At 42.6% G+C, this 19,248-nt stretch carries 16 protein-coding genes; 5 read left to right on the top strand and 11 right to left on the bottom strand.

What is annotated here, in order from left to right:
* Positions 1-50 precede the first annotated feature (50 nt).
* The 3 genes from DXD11_RS02415 to carB all read left to right on the top strand — a co-directional run bounded on the left by DXD11_RS02415 (position 51) and on the right by carB (position 5,172).
* Positions 51-761, top strand: coding sequence for an amino acid ABC transporter permease (locus DXD11_RS02415; protein ID WP_004853031.1), 711 nt, complete (start codon positions 51-53; stop codon positions 759-761).
* Positions 745-1,569 carry an amino acid ABC transporter ATP-binding protein gene (locus tag DXD11_RS02410; RefSeq protein ID WP_004853032.1) on the top strand — a complete coding sequence of 275 codons (825 nt, stop codon included), beginning with the start codon at positions 745-747 and terminating at the stop codon, positions 1,567-1,569. The genes DXD11_RS02415 and DXD11_RS02410 overlap by 17 nt, the downstream gene beginning before the upstream one ends.
* Before the next feature lie 375 nt (positions 1,570-1,944).
* The gene (gene carB / locus DXD11_RS02405; RefSeq protein WP_118757713.1) at positions 1,945-5,172 is read left to right on the top strand and encodes a carbamoyl-phosphate synthase large subunit; all 3,228 of its coding nucleotides are present in this window, start codon (positions 1,945-1,947) and stop codon (positions 5,170-5,172) included.
* Between the two features lie 294 nt (positions 5,173-5,466).
* On the opposite strand, the gene DXD11_RS02395 is transcribed toward carB, so the two are convergent.
* From DXD11_RS02395 to DXD11_RS02360, 10 genes are all read right to left on the bottom strand, one after another.
* A complete protein-coding gene (locus DXD11_RS02395) occupies positions 5,467-6,339 on the bottom strand; it encodes an acyl-CoA thioester hydrolase/BAAT C-terminal domain-containing protein (RefSeq protein ID WP_118757711.1) in 873 nt (290 codons plus the stop codon).
* Between the two features lie 119 nt (positions 6,340-6,458).
* Complete coding sequence (locus tag DXD11_RS02390) at positions 6,459-7,388, bottom strand: acyl-CoA thioester hydrolase/BAAT C-terminal domain-containing protein (protein ID WP_330426598.1); 930 nt, start codon at positions 7,386-7,388, stop codon at positions 6,459-6,461.
* Complete coding sequence (locus tag DXD11_RS14295; protein WP_165852746.1) at positions 7,385-7,534, bottom strand: hypothetical protein; 150 nt, start codon at positions 7,532-7,534, stop codon at positions 7,385-7,387. Before DXD11_RS14295 ends, DXD11_RS02390 begins: the two co-directional genes overlap by 4 nt.
* Positions 7,535-7,823: 289 nt before the next feature.
* Positions 7,824-8,465 (bottom strand): hypothetical protein, encoded by a 642-nt coding sequence (locus DXD11_RS02385; protein ID WP_118757709.1) that lies wholly within the window; start codon positions 8,463-8,465, stop codon positions 7,824-7,826.
* 531 nt (positions 8,466-8,996) lie between these two features.
* Positions 8,997-9,266, bottom strand: coding sequence for a hypothetical protein (locus tag DXD11_RS02380; protein WP_117548860.1), 270 nt, complete (start codon positions 9,264-9,266; stop codon positions 8,997-8,999).
* A 42-nt stretch (positions 9,267-9,308) separates the two neighbouring features.
* Positions 9,309-9,524, bottom strand: a complete 216-nt coding sequence (locus DXD11_RS14960) for a 50S ribosomal protein L27 (protein WP_442872048.1) — start codon at positions 9,522-9,524, stop codon at positions 9,309-9,311.
* Positions 9,455-10,870 carry an alanine/glycine:cation symporter family protein gene (locus tag DXD11_RS02375; protein ID WP_118757708.1) on the bottom strand — a complete coding sequence of 472 codons (1,416 nt, stop codon included), beginning with the start codon at positions 10,868-10,870 and terminating at the stop codon, positions 9,455-9,457. Before DXD11_RS02375 ends, DXD11_RS14960 begins: the two co-directional genes overlap by 70 nt.
* A 165-nt stretch (positions 10,871-11,035) precedes the next feature.
* Positions 11,036-12,364, bottom strand: coding sequence for a Na+/H+ antiporter NhaC family protein (locus tag DXD11_RS02370; protein WP_118757707.1), 1,329 nt, complete (start codon positions 12,362-12,364; stop codon positions 11,036-11,038).
* Positions 12,365-12,388: 24 nt separating this feature from the next.
* Complete coding sequence (locus tag DXD11_RS02365; protein WP_118757706.1) at positions 12,389-13,978, bottom strand: family 43 glycosylhydrolase; 1,590 nt, start codon at positions 13,976-13,978, stop codon at positions 12,389-12,391.
* Between the two features lie 138 nt (positions 13,979-14,116).
* Positions 14,117-14,551, bottom strand: a complete 435-nt coding sequence (locus DXD11_RS02360) for a hypothetical protein (RefSeq protein ID WP_118757705.1) — start codon at positions 14,549-14,551, stop codon at positions 14,117-14,119.
* Between the two features lie 221 nt (positions 14,552-14,772).
* On the opposite strand from DXD11_RS02360, the gene DXD11_RS02355 reads away from it, so the two are divergent.
* Together DXD11_RS02355 and DXD11_RS02350 are read left to right on the top strand one after the other, a co-directional pair.
* Positions 14,773-15,156, top strand: coding sequence for a BlaI/MecI/CopY family transcriptional regulator (locus DXD11_RS02355; protein ID WP_022216347.1), 384 nt, complete (start codon positions 14,773-14,775; stop codon positions 15,154-15,156).
* 84 nt (positions 15,157-15,240) lie between these two features.
* Positions 15,241-16,998, top strand: coding sequence for a BlaR1 family beta-lactam sensor/signal transducer (locus tag DXD11_RS02350; RefSeq protein ID WP_243105805.1), 1,758 nt, complete (start codon positions 15,241-15,243; stop codon positions 16,996-16,998).
* Here DXD11_RS02350 and DXD11_RS02345 read toward each other — a convergent pair.
* Positions 16,986-19,175, bottom strand: a complete 2,190-nt coding sequence (locus tag DXD11_RS02345) for a DUF6070 family protein (RefSeq protein ID WP_147360965.1) — start codon at positions 19,173-19,175, stop codon at positions 16,986-16,988. The genes DXD11_RS02350 and DXD11_RS02345 overlap by 13 nt on opposite strands.
* Positions 19,176-19,248: the final 73 nt, after the last annotated feature.

The following is a 19,248-nucleotide window of genomic DNA, read 5'->3' as shown; positions in this document are numbered from 1 at the left end:
GGATTTAGTAATTTTAGTATTAACGCCAATTATGTTTGAAAGGATATTTCATGGGAGACATTTCTACAAAAATACAAAAGTTCATAGAAATATTCATCGACAACAACGGGTATGTTAAGGTAGTCGAGGGTCTGAAGAATACTGTGATAATAGCCATTGCCGGTCTTATCATCGGTATAATAATCGGTACCCTCATAGCTACCGTCAGGGTAATTCCAAAGTACAAGCGTCTGCCTAGAGTTCTGGATGCAATCTGCAGTGTATATGTAGGTTTCTTCCGTGGAACACCTATGGTTGTACAGCTTCTTCTCTTCTACTATGTTCTTCTTCCTATAGTGGGAGGACACATGACAGGAGTTCAGGTGGCTATGCTTGTATTCGGACTCAACAGCGGTGCCTACATCTCAGAGATCATGCGTGGTGGTATACTCTCCGTTGATCCAGGTCAGATGGAAGGTGGACGTGCCATGGGACTCAGTTTTTCAACTACCATGCTCAAAATCGTTATACCTCAGGCAGTCAAGAATATTCTGCCAACCCTTGGAAATGAATTTATTTCTTTAATAAAGGAGACTTCAGTTGTAAGTTTTGTCGGAGCAACTGATCTCTACGTTGCATTCAACTACATCGGAAGTAACAGCTACGAATTCATGGTCCCTTATCTGGTCATGGCACTTATCTACATCGTGATGGTGCTTCTCATCAGCCTGGGAATCAAATTAATGGAAAGGAGCCTGAGAAAGAGTGATAGACGTCATTAATCTTGAAAAAAGCTTCGGTGATAACAAGGTCTTAAACGGCATCAATATCACCATAGACAAAGGCGATATAATGGTTGTTATCGGCCCTTCAGGTTCTGGTAAAAGTACATTTCTTCGCTGTTTGAACTGTATGGAAGATCCTACCGGCGGCCAGATTATATTCAACGGTGTTGATATAGCAGACCCTAAGGTTGATATCAACATACACCGCCGTCATATGGGTATGGTTTTCCAGCATTTCAACCTGTATAACAACAAGACTGTTATACAGAATATCATGCTTGCACCTGTCTATGTCAGATGTCAGGATCTGAAAAAGGCAAAGCGGCATAATCTTCTGCTTCCTGTCACCAATCTCTTCCGCAAGGAAAAGCAGACAAAGCAGGAAATCACAACAACAAAATCAGAGATAATTGCCGAGGCACATGCAAAGGCTGAGGAACTCCTGAAAAGGATCGGTCTGGAGGACAAGGCGGATGTATATCCATCTACTCTCTCAGGCGGTCAGAAGCAGCGTGTTGCCATCGTCCGTGCTCTTGCCATGAATCCTGATGTCATTCTGTTTGATGAGCCAACCTCCGCTCTTGACCCTGAGATGGTCGGTGAGGTTCTTGATCTCATGAAGGCTCTTGCAGATGAAGGCATGACAATGATTATTGTTACCCATGAGATGGGATTTGCCAGGGAGGTTGCCAATAAGGTCGTATTTATTGACGACGGACAGATTCTTGAATCCGGTACACCGGAGGAATTCTTCGGCAACCCTAAGAATCCTAGACTTAAGGATTTTCTTTCAAAGGTGTTATAAGACATTTTATCTGTGTTTTTTAAGACAGATTGTAATATCGCAGTTTATCCGGCATGTATGGCATTTCATACTTGCCGGTTTTTTTAGACCGTTATCTGCTGTTCCCTGTTTCTTTTTAATATAATTCTCTTTAATTTAATTCTTGATCCATTTCATATTTAAGTTCATTTTTTCAATTTATTTCCTTATTAGCTATGTACTTTTGGGCTCTTATACTTTATAATAACAATAATTTGGGCATTTTTATAAAAGAAAATAAACGATGTCCGGCAATGTTTAAAATCACATTAAAATACTTCTTTATTTTGTGTGATTTCATGTAGTTTTCAGTGCTCTCGCTCTGAACAAGAATCATTTTACAATAAGGAGAAAGATATGCCAAAAAGAGAAGACATTAACAAAGTTCTGATAATAGGATCTGGTCCAATCATCATCGGTCAGGCATGTGAGTTCGACTACTCAGGTACTCAGGCGTGCAAGGCCCTTAAGAAGCTTGGTTACGAGATCGTATTGGTCAATTCCAACCCTGCTACCATCATGACAGATCCTGAGACAGCTGATGTCACATACATCGAACCACTCAATGTCAAGAGACTTGAGCAGATAATTGCAAAAGAGAGACCTGACGCTCTTCTTCCAAATCTCGGAGGACAGTCAGGACTTAACCTTTGTGCTGAACTTGCAAAAGAAGGCATCTTAGACAAATACAATGTCAAGGTCATCGGTGTTCAGGTAGATGCCATTGAGCGCGGTGAGGACAGAATCGAATTCAAGAAATCCATGAACGCAATCGGAATAGAAATGGCAAGAAGCGAAGTTGCCTACTCTGTAGATGAGGCTCTCGCCATCGCAGATCAGCTCGGATACCCTGTTGTTCTTCGTCCTGCATACACCATGGGTGGTGCCGGCGGCGGACTCGTATACAACAAGGAGGAACTCAAGACTGTCTGTGCAAGAGGTCTCCAGGCCAGCCTTGTAGGTCAGGTTCTCGTTGAGGAGTCAATTCTCGGATGGGAGGAGCTTGAGCTTGAAGTTGTACGTGACTGTGAAGGCAATATGATCACTGTATGTTTCATCGAGAACATCGATCCTCTCGGCGTTCACACAGGTGATTCATTCTGCTCCGCCCCTATGCTCACAATCTCTGAGGACGTTCAGAAGAGACTCCAGGAGCAGGCATACAAGATCGTTGACTCTGTTGAGGTCATCGGTGGAACAAATGTACAGTTCGCACACGACCCTGTATCTGACAGAATCATCGTAATCGAGATTAACCCTAGAACATCCCGTTCTTCTGCTCTGGCATCAAAGGCTACAGGATTCCCTATTGCCCTTGTGTCAGCCATGCTGGCAACAGGACTTACCCTCAAGGATATCGAGTGCGGTAAGTACGGCACACTGGACAAATACGTTCCTGACGGTGACTACGTGGTTATCAAGTTTGCACGCTGGGCATTCGAGAAGTTCAAGGGTGTCGAGGACAAGCTTGGAACACAGATGCGTGCCGTAGGTGAGGTCATGAGTATCGGTAAGACCTACAAGGAGGCTTTCCAGAAGGCTATCCGAAGCCTTGAGACAGGAAGATACGGTCTCGGCTACGCCAAGGACTACAATACAAAGAGCAAGGATGAACTATTGCGCATGCTTGCACATCCATCAAGCGACAGACATTTCATCATGTACGAGGCGCTCAGAAAGGGTGCTACAGTAGATGAGATTTTCGATATAACAAAGGTTAAGCACTACTTCGCCCAGCAGATGAAGGAACTCGTTGAGGAAGAGGAAGCACTCGCAGCACATAAGGGCACTCTCCCATCTGACGAGGCACTCACCACTGCAAAGAAAGACGGTTTCTCAGACAGATACCTCAGCCAGATTCTTGAGATTCCTGAGGAGGACATCAGAAATAAGAGAATCGAGCTCGGAGTTACTGAGGCATGGGAAGGCGTACATGTAAGCGGAACAAAGGACAGCGCTTACTACTACTCCACATACAATGCACCTGACAGCAATCCGATAAATGAGGACAAGCCAAAGGTTATGATTCTCGGCGGCGGCCCTAACAGAATCGGTCAGGGTATCGAGTTTGACTACTGCTGCGTACATGCATCACTGGCACTTAAGAAGCTCGGATTTGAGACTATCATAGTAAACTGTAATCCAGAGACTGTTTCAACTGACTATGATACATCAGATAAGCTCTACTTTGAGCCACTTACACTTGAGGATGTTCTCAGCATTTACAACAAGGAAAAGCCTGTGGGCGTCATCGCACAGTTCGGCGGTCAGACACCTCTTAACCTTGCTTCTGACCTTGAGAAGAACGGCGTAAAGATCCTCGGTACATCTCCTGCTGTCATCGATCTTGCAGAGGACAGAGATCTCTTCCGTGAGATGATGGATAAGCTTGAGATACCTATGCCAGAATCTGGTATGGCTACTACTGTTGACGAGGCACTTAAGATCGCTCACAAGATTGGCTATCCAGTCATGGTCCGTCCATCATACGTTCTCGGTGGACGTGGTATGGAGGTAGTATACGATGACGAGAGCCTTGACGGATATATGAGAGCTGCCGTTGGTGTCACACCTGACAGGCCTATACTTATAGATAGATTCCTGAATCACGCCCTTGAGTGTGAGGCAGATGCCATAAGCGACGGAACTCACGCATTTGTTCCTGCCGTTATGGAGCACATCGAGCTTGCCGGAATTCACTCAGGTGATTCAGCCTGCATCATTCCTTCAGTACACATCACTGCTGAGAATGTTGCTACTATCAAGGAATATACAAAGAAGATCGCTGAGGAAATGCATGTCGTAGGTCTTATGAACATGCAGTACGCTATTGAGAAAGGCAAGGTATATGTTCTCGAGGCAAATCCTAGAGCATCCCGTACAGTACCTCTCGTATCAAAGGTATGTAACGTGCGCATGGTTCCTATCGCTACTGATATCATCACATCAGAGCTCACAGGAAGACCATCTCCTGTTCCAGCTCTCAAGGAGCAGCACATACCATATTACGGAGTTAAGGAGGCTGTATTCCCATTCAACATGTTCCCAGAGGTTGACCCGATCTTAGGACCTGAGATGAGATCTACAGGTGAGGTTCTCGGACTTTCAACCTACTACGGAGAGGCATTCTACAAGGCTCAGGAGGCTACACAGACTCTCCTTCCTACAAGCGGAACTGTCCTGATCTCTGTAAACAGAAAGGACAAGGATGAGGTTATCGAAATCGCTCAGCTTTTCGAAAAAGCTGGTTTCAAGATCCTTGCTACAAGCGGAACATATGCCATAATTACGGCTGCCGGAGTTAAAGCTGAGAAAGTCAAAAAACTCCAGGAGGGCAGACCAAATATCAATGACCTTATAACAAATGGCTCTATAGACCTGATAATCAATTCTCCAAGCGGTAAGGAAAGTGCCCACGATGACAGTTACCTCAGAAAGGCTGCCATCAAGGCAAAGATTCCTTATGTGACTACAATTGCAGGCGCAAGAGCAACCGCAAAGGGTATCCTGTACGTTCAGGCGCATGGCGACAGCGATGTGAAGTCACTGCAGGAGCTTCACAGTGAGATAAAGGCCGCTGAGTAATATCGGGCGCGGGCGGCTTTGCCGCTCAGGTGGCCCTGCTGATTGATGGCAGATGCTGCTTCTTGGCGGCATGGCTGTTTATTTAGCTTGCTGTTTGCCGATTCGTGGATTAGCAAGCTTGCTCAGCATTCAAAAGTGCATAAATTTTTCGCTAGAATGATAAAAACCGGGAAAAAGATACAATTTCTAATAATTTTGTATCTTTTTCCTGGTTTTCTTTTGATTTGCGAAAATATTATGCGCTTTTTATTGATTGTCTTTCTCGTCAAACTGCACTTCTCGATTAGTTTTAAACTATAAATCTGCTACACTCCACGAACTGAGAGTCTTCAATATGATTTCCAGCGTATCTTCCCTCGCCTTCTGACATTCCTGCGGGAATTTCTTCTCTCTAGGCAGTGCGCCATTGTTCACCGGGAAATATCCCAGATTGTGACTGCCTGTCTCCGAATTTATATGCCTGTAACCGTGCGTAAAGTTCTCACGCTTAAGTCTCTCCATAAGCAGCTCCGAGTCATGCTTTGACGGCACAGATTCATCGTGGGTCGATGTGAGGAAAAGAATGTCACCGCATATCTTTTCAACCGGGATCTCATTCTCTATCGTTCCATTTTTCTCCCACTCTTCAAAGAAGTACAGCACGCGCATATGATGTTCCTTTATGCATCTTTTCAGGAAATTGGAAAACATATGTGCATTTGACACATACGGAAAGTCTTTTCCACGATAGGAAACCATCGCCTTGCAAGGATCAAGATCAGCCTTGCCGCTGCCCTGCATGATATGTCCAAATGTTGATGCTGCTATAACCAGACTTATATCCGGCACGACCGAAGCAGCAAGCAGCGCCATTCCCGCGCCCTTGGAATTGCCATATATACCGAACCTTCTGTATTTTCCTGATCCGTACTCCTTCATGCGGTCAATAGCAGTCTGGAACATCTCCAGAGGGATCGCCCTCATGGTATCCGGAAGTCCCGGTGCACCATAATATGTCATGGCAAGAACAGAGTATCCCTTCTTTGCAAATAGCCCGGCATACTTCTCAGGAAGTTCCAGTCCTTTTAGTCCCTGGATGACGATAAGCAGTCTGTCATCCTCACTTCCTGTGTCATACAAGATCCCCTCAAATCCATCCTTCAGATATGTATATTTTGATTTCTTCATAAAGCCCCTTCTCCTATTGGACTATAGTCTATTTTTAACGTCCTTGTATCCGTGTGACATGGAAATTACAGCATTCATCATCCTGACCAATGGTCTTGGTACGATGAAGCTGGCCTTTTTTATTCCTGTATCCATTCCTTAAGTGCGGCTGAGAGTCTTCTGTCTATATCCTTTCTCGTCGCCTCGCACTCATTTGGATAATCCTTTGCAGCCTTGAATATAAACTTCATGACAAATTTCAGTCCAACCGGAAGCGCCATACGAAGCATCGATTCCGGCAGAACAAAATGAGTTCCGTGCTCATACACAAGCGGCACATACTCACATGTATGCGGGCGCTCCTTCAGTCGCTGATCCATTCTGCGGATGTATTTGCCCGCCTCCCAGAATGAGTCGTCATCTGCGCCAATAAGAAACAGCTTTCCCTTTATATTCTCAACCTTGATCATTTCCTCTTCTGTGTGTTCCCTGACTTTTTCCGAATCAATAAACAGACAGGTACTGCGCTCAATGTCGCCGGAGCCCTTTGTCTCCTCCTCGATTTTCTGCCAGTACACAGGATGCTCATACACAAATGGCATATAAGCAAGAGGCTCGCCTCTCCACGAAAGAGTCGATGCACCCGGTATCGGCCATTCCTTACATCCGTCTTTGTTACCCTGTTCAAATCCCTGCCATACAAAGTCACTTGCCGTAAGTCCAAATGTCAATGTGATATCAGGAAAATACGACGCCGCAACCAGGGAATCCATGCCAGCCGTACTCATTCCCATGATTCCTATTTTCCGGTTTCCATAACTTTTCAGCCATGCAATAGCCGTCTCTATTCTCTCAAGCGGGTTATTTACATGGCTGTAATTCTTCTTTCCGGGAGATATGCAGAGTGCGTTCACACCATTTTTGTGCAGCCACTTTGCTCCGCACTTCGCCATAAAATCATTCGGATCGTCTCCAAACAGTCCTATGAATGCACAGTCAGCCCCATTTGGATTCTCGTAATATGTTCCATAGAATCCGTCCTTCCCGATCTCAAAAAACTGTTTTTTCACAACTTTTCCCTCCATTTTCCTGTATGCTCCAGACCGCCCTCGCTGCCTGATAACACAATGACAACTTTATCTCTTCTGTCACCAACCGGATATAAGACACAATCCGTCTTGTGCAGTGTTTCTTTTATAGTCTCAGAACCTATCATTTGTTACATCCCCCTGATCCAATTCTCTTAACAACCACAATGTTAGTCGTTGCTAACTTTATTGTCAACTGTTATTGCTTTATAAATCAAAAAAACTCCCGCAAATAAAAAAGCACCCGCAAACACATCTTCTAAGACCTGATGATGTGTTTGCGGATGCCATTTGCATCGTATTATTCTTCTATATATTTTCTCAAATACAGACCCTCTTGCATGACTAATTTTTGTATCAAATCTAACTGATCAGAGTGCGCCCATTGGCGCCAGGTCACATGAACTCAGCATAAAGCTATTTGATAAGCCACCATTCTCGGTTTGGCATAATACGAATATCACCAGGAAATCGCTCTAAGATTGTGCCGTCCCGTAAAGAACGCACCAGCGTCTCCTCCCGGTAATCCGGGTCTTCATACCAAATATTGAAGTAAAGCTTATCTCCTTCACGAAAGTTGAAAGTTTCCCTATCATCTATCACAAAGCTCACTTTCTCGGGCCAGATGATCTCAAATGTCCCATCATTTGACTGCCGTGTCAGCGATAACGGAGAGGTATAAAGAATGAGATTATAGCAATCTCCCACAGTAGATAAAGACAGCCTTGCCACTTCCTGCGTTTTCTCTTGCTGATGCAAGAATCGAAGAATATGTATCATGCTTTCTGAAAAATTCACTACCAGCAGCACAACATAGCCGTCATCATATACGGGATAGCCAAGATATTGACCGTCCACAGGCGGCACAGGCTCATAAACCGTACCGTCTGGATAGTGGATAAGATACAGGCGGTTGCTCCGCACATAATGGCCTTGCCGGAATAGTTCTTCTGCCTCATAAAGATCTCCGTGAATATAGTCTGTTGCCCAGTACCATTCATCGGTTTCTCCCCGAACCAACTCCATATTGGTCATGCCATGTATGTCTATAATTCTCATTAACACGCCTCCATTCCCTCAAATTTTGATGGTCAATTTATTTCTGCAATTTCCATTTTGCCATAATCTCACTTATTTATGCCCCTTGGTGCCAGATCCCATGAACACCTCTATATTCCGCTTGATTAGCGAACATATGTTTGTTATAATATTTTTGGTGCTACCCTATTCGGTAGGCGGTTAGCCTTCACCACAGGAGTTTAATAGCCTGTGTTTACATAGATAAATCCATTTTCGGAAATCTATCATGGAGGGTTTGTGCTTATGCTTACAACGGAACTGTTTATAGCCATCATCAGCTTATGCATTACTTGCTTTGCTCTTGGTTATGCCGTTGGCTCTAAGAGCAATGATAAGACACAAAAATAACCGCCCAGTCCTGACAAAACTTTAGCGGTTACTTTTGTATCCAATAATATCAGGCTAACCGTCTATCGGTAGCACCTTTTGATATTATATTAGCATCCAGCCTCACTCATGTCAAACATATATTCGACGGTCAGACACCTTATATAATTGATATATCCAATTTCATTCATTTGTTTTGAAATTTTTTACCGCCATTGCAATCATTGCCACACTATATATCAATACAATTATCAACATAAATCGTGAAATCATAAAACCAACAGTGAATTGTATCGGAATACAAATCAGCGGTATTAGTATAATCGAAAATATGATTGAAAATATTGGATGTTTCCTCTTGATATTGAAATATAGCGCAAGTATTGCCATAGCAATGCCACTCAAGAACATAATTCCCAATACTATAAGTAAAAATGTTATTGTATTTCCCATAATAAACTCCTCCATTAAATATTACAATACAGAGTTTCCCTATCATCTATCGCAAAACTTACTTTCTAGGACCAGCTCCATATTGGTCATTTCTACTGTAAGCAAAAAAGCAGCCAGACAAAATTTAGCCTGACTGCTGATAGGTGCTCCCCCAATTATTACATATAAATATTTACTTCTATTGAACCTTACAGTTCCTTGTGACGTGCAAAATAATCCTTTGTCTCTGCCACAACCACACTGCTGAGTGCAAGCAATGCTATGATATTCGGAATCGCCATGAGTCCGTTGAATATATCTGCGATAGTCCATACAGCCTTAACTGTCATGTATGGTCCGATAAATACACAAAGTATGTATAACCAACGATAGATCTGAACTGAAACCTTACTGCCGTTTGTGAGGTACTCAAGACACCTCTCACCATAGTAATCCCAACCAAGGATAGTTGTGAATGCGAAGAATACAAGGCAGATCATAAGGATGAATGCTGCAACCTGACCTGGCATAAAGAAAAGTCCCTTCTGGAATGCATCAGTTGTGACTGCGATTCCCTCAAGGCTGCCATCCTGCCAGCTTCCCATCATAACGATTGAAAGACCTGTCATTGTACATACGATGATAGTATCAATAAATGTACCTGTCATTGTTACAAGACCCTGACGAACAGGCTCCTTTGTCTGGGCTGCTGCTGCTGCGATAGGTGCAGAACCAAGACCAGCCTCATTAGAGAAGATACCACGTGCAACACCCTTCTGCATGGCAATTGCAAGACTTGCTGTAACACCACCTGCAAATGACATAGGCTTAAATGCGCACTTGACTATTGTTGCAAATGCAGCTGGAACTTTATTTATATTAACTATGATTAGAACCAGACACACCACAATGTAGAGAACTGCCATGAATGGCACTATAACCTGAGAAACCTTTGATATTCTCTGGATTCCACCGATTACGACAAGTCCTACAAGAATTGCAAGTATAAATGCTGTGACGACGATGGCTATTGAGTAATCATTACCCAGGATTGATATTGTATTTGCCTTGTCAGGATCAAAGAAAGCCTGAACTGCAGAAGCAATACCATTTACCTGTGTAAATGTACCGATACCCATAAGACCTACGCATGCTCCGAAGAATGCAAATATCTTTGCAAGCCACCTCCACTTGTGACCCATACCGCTCTCAATGTAATAGAAAGGTCCTCCGAGAACGTGTCCATCCTCGTCAATCTTTCTGTACTTTACAGCAAGCAATCCCTCTGAATACTTTGTTGCCATTCCAAAAAGCGCTGCGATCCACATCCAGAAAAGTGCTCCGGGACCACCGGCAAGGATACCTATAGCTGTTGCTACTCCTACGATGTTACCTGTACCGATAGTTGCTGAAAGTGCTGTACATAACGCGCCAAAGCTCGTCACCTCTCCTGTACCGTCTTCCTCATTCTTAATCATGAATCTCAGTGCCTTTGGCAGATGAACTATCTGAAGGAACTTAAGTCTGATCGTCAGATAGATTCCGCAGACGATGATGAGTATTATGAGTGGCAATCCCCAGACAATATCATCAACTTTGCCTAAAAAGTTTGTGAATGCGTCCATGTTTCTCCTCCTGTTTTTTATTTATAATTCACAAGTGTAAATTATAGCATAAAATTTCTTAAATAAAAACGAAAAAACACGCATTTTCAAGATTTTTCTTGTTTTTTTGCGTGTTTTTTTGAATATTTATTTATTATATTACGAAATCTCGTCCATCTATATTCTTTACCGTCTCTTTGCCAGATGTGGTTTGTCATTACTTCTTATAAGCATCCACACAAGCGAACTGACAAGAAGAAGTATTGGATAAAACAGATTTGGAATTATCTGGAATGCTGATATCTCATGTCCCAGCTCCGACACCGCTGATATTGCAACCAGCATCTGGGCACCGTAAGGAATGATTCCCTGGAATATGCATGAAAATGTATCAAGCAGTGACGCAGATCTCTTCGGTGATATACCATAATCCTCTGCCATCTCCTTTGCTATCGGATTTGCCATGACTATCGCGACCGTATTGTTGGCTGTGGCTATGTCCATGGCTCCAACCAGGAGCCCGATTCCGAGCTGACCTCCCTTGTCACCCTTGAACACCTTCTTTATAGCCGAAAGCAGCGCCTCAAATCCGCCATACTCTCTGATGAGTGAACACATGGCAGCCACAAGTACAGCTACCATACTCGTCTCGAACATTCCCGCTGCACCGCTTCCCATATTCGTCAGGAGATCCACTGCTGCCGTCTGCCCTGTGGCAAGCATGATGATGGAGCCTGACACGATTCCAACTATCAGGACTACAAACACATTAAATCCCACTATTCCTCCTATGAGTACCAGAACATAAGGAATGATCTGTATCATATTGTAATCATGGTGCACTACTCCGCCTATCTCAGTATTGAATGACTTAACCAAGATTACTATGAGCGTCACAATCGCCGCAGGAAATGCTATCCAGAAGTTTGCCCTGAACTTATCTTTCATGGCACACCCCTGACCATTACATGCTGCTATGGTCGTATCCGATATGAACGACAGGTTATCTCCGAACATCGCACCGCCCATGATGGACGCCACACAGAGCGGCAGATTAAATCCTGACGCATCGGCAACCGCAACTCCTATAGGCGTCAGAAGTGTTATTGTTCCAACAGACGTTCCCATAGCTGTTGATACAAAGCATGCTACAACGAACAGAACCGCCACGGAGAATCTCGCCGGAATGATACTCAGCATAAAGTATGCCACACTCTCGGCACTGCTCCGCCCCACGACTCCCACAAATATTCCCGCCGTCAGGAATATGAGCAGCATGGTTATAATATTTTTGTCCGTAAGTCCATTTGCCATGATCTGAAGCTTCTCATCAAAGCTTACCTTTCTGTTCTGCAGACATGCCACAAATATCGCCACCATGAAGGCGACCACTATCGGAATATTGTAAAATCCCATCGGAATCTTCAGCACGTACTCAAACAAAATTCCAAGTCCCAGATACAGGACAAGAAAGACGTATATAGGTATCAGTGCCGCACCATTTGACTTCTTCATAATTTTCCCTCTTCTTTCATTATTTTACCTAAATCTGATATCTTTTAATTGAACCTTTCTTCTGCCACGGTATACAAGATACAACGCGTGGACTCCCTCCGGGAAATCCACTCTGTTCTCGCACCATCTCCACTCTGTCTCTGAGATATCTTCAGATACAGGTATATCTATTCTTCCAATACTCTCACCGTCTTCTGTCACGCATATGTCAAAGTATCCTTCTACATTTTCTGCCAGGTCGTTTGCATCCTTGATCTGCTCCTGATTCTCACATCTCTCGTCTACCCTGACAGGTCCCTCGTACACCACCTTATTCGCATCCGTCTCATATCTGACATTCACGCCAAATGTACTGCTGTCCTCAAGCGCAAAATACTTATACCCTATGAGTGTTCCATCCTCTATCTCCGCAATAAATCTATCCTCACCCTTGTTCGTCACATTAGGGAATTCTGTCGTGTATATACTGTTGGAGCCGTGTGGCATATGTCCATTTGTCAGGTTGCATGCTATCACCGCCGGATACGTGCCATTTGCCACAAGCGGGCCATCGTTCAGACCGCAGCTCGTAACCTCCACCTGGTCTATGTGTCCATCCGCAGCTATATATATCTTCTCGGCACAGGCCTGTCTGCTGTAGTCCGACTTGTGTGTGAGTCTGTGATAGAACACGTACCACTGACCATCTATGCACTCTATACTTCCGTGCGTGGTTCCGGTCATATTCAGCTTGTTCTCTAAACTTCTTCCCTTATATCCCACATCGCCATTTGACACTATAGTGCCGCCAAATGTAAATCCGTGATCCGGATAATCGCTCACAGCATAGCACAGCTCATGGTTCTGCCATGACGAATAAACAAAGTAATATTTGTCTCCCACCTTTCTCATGGATGAACCCTCGAAAAATGGATGCTCCTCAAATGATGTTCCCTTCACGGCGTAAGGTATGATGTGCCTCGGTTCTTCCTTAACCGTCAGCATATCGTCCTCAAGCACCACCATGATCGGTCCCATGATGCTGTCCTTGTAGCCAAGTATCTCCTCCTTTGTTCTTCCAAACATAGATACCTCATCATCCAGCCTGCCATTTGTCAGAAAATCAGGCTCTTCCTCGTATCCGTACCGGGTTCCGTAGAATATCCTGATGGTTCCGTCATCATTCATGGCTGCCGGATCAAAGCAAATGTACTTCTTCATAACAGTACCGTCCTTGTACTGCACATGACCAAGATATTCGTATTTGCCCGCCGGTGTATCACACACAGCTACACTGATCGGACCTGTATATCCGCCGTAACCGTAGTCACCGCCCATACAGTAATACAGATAATATCTGCCGTCATTTCCCCTCACGACATCTGGCGCGTACATATACTTCAGCTCCGGGTATGCCGGATCCTGGCTCGCCCTGTATGTAATACCCTCGCATCGCCAGCTTGTCAGATCTTTTACCGGCGCGGAGTACACCACATAATCCTGCATACAGAACGTGTAACCGCCCTCCTTATCGTGAGATCCATAATGATAAACCCTGTCGCCCCATACATGCGGCTCGCCGTCAGGTATGTACTCATTCAACGGTAAAAAAGGGTTGTAAACCTGCCTGTTCATATATCTTCTCCTTCTTGTATCAATTTTTTCTGTTTCACTAAAACAATAAATACCCAACATGATCCGCGTCATCTACAGACATGTTGGGTTTTCATATTTACAAGTATATTTAATAAAACTTTTTTAGTCAACCAGCACTTATAAAAAAGGCTGCATCTGCTCACAGAGTTTCTTCTCAAGCTCTATGAGTCTCTTCGTCTTATCCTTCGCCCTGTCATCCGCCGCCTTATATTCGTTTAGATATTTATTCAGCGACTTCACACCCATATTGCAGCCATCCGTCATAAGCTCCGCTATGGTATTGTCCGACTCATTCACTATGAGTTTCACATTTGTCTTGATCCATGACATGCTCTTTGCTATAGGATTGGGATCCTTGCCATCATCGTGGTACTCATCCAGCAGCTTCTGTATCTCCTGCTTTATTGCATCGTGTTCCTCTTTACATTCTATAAGTATCTTTTTCATCTTCGCCGCGCGCACATATCCGAGCACCTCATCAATAGACGAAACACCCATCTTGATCCCGGCATCACATTCCCTGAGCAGCTTTATTGTGTCTGGTGATATCATCTCATATACCTCCTTAGCCTGTATATGAGTATGTTACCCGGTGTTTGAAAATTATATACTCTGCTAAACAATCCTTTTTGGAGAGTTTCTTCATATCTTGCAGATCAAAAAAATTATTCCTATCCAGACTAACATTGAACAAACCTCCACAACACAATTGACACCCCACCAGATAATCTTTATACTGTTATTACAAACGTAGTATTAAAGGAGTATAATCTATGAAACACATTCCCCAGATTTCCGAAGCTGAATATGAAGTTATGAAGGTTATATGGAAATATGCCCCTATAAGCACAAATGACATTACTGACAAACTGTTGCAGACCACTTCATGGAATCCTAGGACTATCCAGACTCTCATCAAAAGACTTTCTGATAAGTCTGCCATCTCCTATGAGAAAAAGGGCCGCATGTTCGTCTACTCCCCTGTCATCAGTCAGGAGGAATATCGAAAACATGAAAGCTCATCTTTTCTAAAGAAGTTTTTCAATGGACACATATCCGACATGGTTTCTGCGTTTGTGGATAGTGATGAGCTTAGTGCTGATGATATAAAGGAACTTCAAGACATATTAAATGTAAAAGGCACCGGGAGGAAATAAGGCTTGACTGAATTTTTCACACATTTTTTTATAAGCAATATATCCATAAGCTTCTCTCTGCTGCTACTGATATTTGTTCGATTTATGTTCAGAAAACAGCTAACATGTAACGGCAGATACAACACCATATATATTGTGCTGGTTCTTCTCGTATTTCCATTTATCCCTGTAAATAATTCATTTATATTCCAAGCCATAGGTTTCATACGATCATTATTTCACAGGGGTACTTCTGCCGCAAATACAGTTACTCCTGTGCCTATCAATACCAGCCCTTCATCAAATGGGAACTGGATGAACGACTTTGCTATATCTGTAAACAGTACATCTACAATATATCCAAAGCTCCTTTTTATTATCTGGCTTGCCGGAGTTTGCATATTTTCCATCCGTTTAATAGTGTCAGGCATATCACTATACAAGCTGAAAAAATCTGCTGTTCCAGTCACCGACGATACTGTCATATTGAATATATATTCGGAATGCCTTGAGCTCTGCAATGTGCGCAGATACAAACCGAAATTATATTCCTCCTCTGCTTTATCTGGAGCGGTCATTGTAGGTGTATTCCGCCCTGTTATATATATTCCACGGCAAATCAACGACTGCATATCCGATTACACAATAACCGACCTGAAACATATTTTGTTACATGAACTACAACATTTTAAACGCAGAGACAATGCCGTGAATATGTTTATCTGCATATTCTGCATACTGTATTGGTTCAATCCTGTTGTTATATACACATTACATACAGCAAGACATGACAGAGAAAAAGCATGTGACAATGATGTATTGCAGAGCCTCGGTCAAAACTATGCCGCGAAGTATGGGCAGACCATCCTCCGTGCGGCTGCAAGTAGATTCAGTAGTTCATCATCGCTATCATTCAAGAGCAAAAGCAAGAAAAAATTACTTAAAACAAGACTTCAGCTTATTGTTAATTTCAAACCTGTCACCAAGAGAGAAAAACGAAAATGTATATATGCATTTTTCATTATCATATTGCTGATGACTGTATGTGCGCCATTATCTGTATATGCTCTGGATGATACACAATACAAGAATTTTGCCCCAGTGAATCTGGAATCCTTGGATCTATCCAGCTACTTTTGGGGCTACAACGGCTGTTTTGTGCTGTACGACAAAGGAAATGATAAATGGTTTATCTATAACCAGGACAGAGCCCTATGCCGCACTTCACCGGATTCTACATATAAAATATATGACGCAGTGATGGCTCTTGAACATGGCATCATAACTTCCGACAACTCATTTATGCGCTGGGATGGGAGCACTTACCCTTTTGATGCCTGGAACACAGATCAGACACTTCGATCTGCCATGACCGGATCTGTAAACTGGTATTTTGACAATCTGGATGCAGCTATGGACCACACAGATGTGAAAAATTTTCTCAGTCTTATTGAATATGGAAATCAGAATATCAATTCAGTTCAGAACTGTTACTGGCTGGAATCCTCTCTGACTATATCCCCGGTAGAGCAGGTAGAACTGCTATGTCACCTGAAAAATAATGATTGGAAGCTGTCTAAGACAAATGTGGATACAGTCATAGAGTCCATGTTTATTGCAAACTCAGATGGAAAAAGTCTGTATGGCAAGACAGGTACCGGCAGAGTTAATGATGTAAATATAAACGGCTGGTTCGTCGGATTCATTACATCTAATGATAATGATTACTTTTTCGCCACGAATATATCACTTTCAGAAAATGACAATCAGTTTTTATCAGCGGACGGACTTTCCGCATCGAAGATCTCTCTGTCAATACTGCGTGATCTCGGAATATATGCATATGGATATCAGTCAGAATAAACTGGTATGTCACATTCCATCTTCTCTATATGATTTGACATATATTTGAAAGTACCATCATCTTCCGGTTTTACTGTAAGTGTATTTCTAAATGCAATGTCAGATCCCTTGTCAGCCCACACCGCATCAACAATAAGCGAAACCGTTCCATCATCGTTGTAGGAATAGTCCACAACCTCTCCAAATGGTGGATACTGTTTTCCAAGGATGACATGATATCTGTACGAATCTTTTTCTGAATTGTAATCACAATTATCCCTCAACTCCGTCACAGTGACAGGGAACATTGACAACATAACAGACTCATATTTGTCTGCATCTATCCATCCACCATCAGGTTTTAGATTTTCACCAGTGTACAGTCTGTATATATCATCAAACATACATGGCACAAGTATATCTGATGCATTTGACTCATCCCAATCGATAACAAGCATATTGTAATTCACATAACTAAGCCCATACACATATTTTCTTGTCAGTTCCCTGCATTCATCCGTCAACGGACTGACTCTGAAATACTCCTTCAGCCCACCATGAGCTATTATATTTGAGTATGTATATATAAAGTAGCCTTTTTTTGTGAGTTTCATATCTCTTAAATCCCGTATGCCAGTCGCTATAAACTTCCAGTCATGATTCTCGAATTTTGCTGTGTTGAAAATCATCTGTATCCGGCTGTCATCATACACAAATGTCATCTCCGTCACGCTTGCATCCCTGTTTACCCTATATACGCAAATGTAATCACGCCCTCCACCATCTGTATAATTTCTATAAAAAGACTGAAATAACTGATAATTATACATATTGGTATCATCAGCAAAACATATCAGTCCACTGCTTCCTAAGATATCTACTGCACCATATATTAAATCACTATTATCCGAAATATCTTCATCCTCATACAACTTTCTTATGGCATCTGACTGCAATATTCCTATTATATCTACTTTAACATTCTCCATTTCGTCATCGGATAACAGACTATCATCAATAACATTTCCATTCTGATTTATTGTGATGGTCTTATCTCCGTAGTGCTCCTGCCACTCTTTATCAGAAAGCCTGTCTCTGTACCAATATATCCCCTCTTTGCCCATCGTCAGAACATCATTTGACACATACTCAAATCCATCATTTTCTTTCTCCTTTATCGTAACTTTATGTGTAAATAATCTTCCACTCTCATCCTTCTCCGAAACAGCATTTACTATGAGGGTTATTGTTCCGTCAGCATTATACTCAGCATCCACTACCTCTGGAAATGGAACCAATGGTGTCACACTGTGATCAAACATCCCCCTCGTTCTGTACTGATACATTTGTCTGGACACATCATACACATTGACATGCTGAAGTACGTCTGTAGACACAGGCAAATACTCCTGAAACACCTTCTCGTATAACTTCCCTTCTATCATATATGTAACCCCCTCGTCCGAATAGGGACTGGACATACCATATTTCATTTTGTAAAGTGCTTCATAGATATCATAATAATTTATTTTGTTCATATCTGATTCATCCCAGTTTGTGGTAAATAAATTATTCGAATCATATCCAATCGTCTTGATATACTTTCTGTTAAGTACCCTTAACTTCTCATCCAGAGGCTCAACTCGTAATGCCGTATACGCAGAATCTCCGTCATATCCTCCCATCCTGTACCTCTCAAAAAATAGATATCCGTCTGTGTATTTCCATGTATAGGCCTTATAGTTTTCTTCATTTTTCTCAACAAAACAGTTATTCTCCCACACATAGAATCGCCTGGTTATCATAACATTGTTACCGCCTGATTTAAAATCAAACCTTACAAAGGACTTATCATACATGACCTGCAGTATTGTACATCCTGCATCTCTGTTTTCAGCCACCTCTGATAAAAACATCTCCGCATTCTCTGCATTTGCCATATTGATCTGATTCTCCACATCCACAGCTATGTACCCCTTACTTCCCATCGATTCTATTACGGTCCTAGTCTGATTCAGTTTTTCTTCCTCGGTCTTGCGTTTCATATCCTGACAGGATGAATATATATCATCCAAATCTGCAATAAACTGATTTTCATCAGATATACTAAAATCAATAACTGTCCGCTCTGCGTCCGTCACTGCTTTTTTATTGGAACAACTGCATAACAATATGGCTATGCCAACCAAAAGCAGCATACAATATAACTTCTTGCATATATTACATATGTAGTATTTCGAGATAAAAAAATATAAGCTCATCATATTAAAA

The sequence above is a fragment of the Coprococcus sp. TF11-13 genome (assembly GCF_003481085.1).
Classification (GTDB): domain Bacteria; phylum Bacillota; class Clostridia; order Lachnospirales; family Lachnospiraceae; genus Coprococcus; species Coprococcus aceti.
The sequence above is the reverse complement of the archived record's forward strand: the minus strand, read 5'-3'. Positions and strand labels throughout refer to the sequence as shown.